Genomic DNA, 899 nt, shown 5'->3' with positions numbered 1-899 from the left:
CTTATATGCAGGTTGCTTTGCGAGAATGCGGCTGACGATCATATCACGCGTTGCGGGGACATGTATGACGAGCTGATGGAAGCTTATCGCGTCGGTGTACCGCGCGAAATGATTGCCGCAAAAACCCGGTTTTACGACGTTTTGATAGCAGGCGCGAACAATTCCGAGGCGGAACGGATGCTTCGCAGCATACATATGCGGGCCTCACAGTTGCGCATGATTTCTCTTTCCAATGCAGAGCGGCGAAAGGCATCTCAAGAAGAGCTGGCAGCCCTGCTCGACGCCCTGGTGAACCGCAAGGCATCGGATGCCGAGCGGCTTGCAAAAAAACATGTACGCAAAGCCGCACAATTCGCACTCGGGATGATCGAACAGCTTGAAAACCAATCCGTCAGCTAATCGGCGCTTGCAAGCGCCTGACGCCGCCCGTCCGCCGCTACCCTCTTCGAGAGCTGAGGAAAATTATGTCTCGGCGGGCGGAATCCGTACGCGCTATTTCGAAGCTGGGAGCGGACCGACCGTGATCCTTCTGCACGGCTCGTCACTGGCGATCGACGCCTGGTCTACCTGGCACAACACCATCCCGGCACTCGCGGATGAGTTCCGGGTGCTGGCGCCCGATCTGGTCGGTTTCGGTCTCTCAGATGCGTCGGCAGATGGGAAACACGTTCCCCGCCTCGACCGGCGCCATCACGTGTCAGCCTTCATCGAAGCGCTCGGGATCACCCGATGCGCGCTGGTCGGCCATTCCGAAGGCGGTTTCATCGCGGCAATGCTCGCCGTTGAAAATCCGGGTCTGGTCGACAAGGTGGTCGTCGTGAGCAGCGGCGCCACCGCGCCGCGTCTCGGCGGGAATGAGGACCACGCTTGGCAGGCAGCAGCGGCGGCAGCGTATAATG

Annotated in this window: 2 protein-coding genes; both read left to right on the top strand. The window is 59.7% G+C overall.

Features of this window, described 5'->3' with window-relative positions; translation table 11 throughout:
- On the top strand, positions 1–399 hold a 399-nt coding region (locus EOA22_RS35435), incomplete at its 5' end, for an FCD domain-containing protein (protein WP_127390705.1).
- A 121-nt stretch (positions 400–520) separates the two neighbouring features.
- Positions 521–899 (top strand): alpha/beta hydrolase (locus tag EOA22_RS35430; protein WP_164756266.1); only part of this gene is annotated, 379 nt, incomplete at its 3' end.

The sequence above is a fragment of the Mesorhizobium sp. M7A.F.Ca.US.014.04.1.1 genome (genome assembly GCF_003998745.1).
GTDB lineage: Bacteria > Pseudomonadota > Alphaproteobacteria > Rhizobiales > Rhizobiaceae > Mesorhizobium > Mesorhizobium ciceri.
This window is presented reverse-complemented; position numbering and strand designations above follow the sequence as displayed.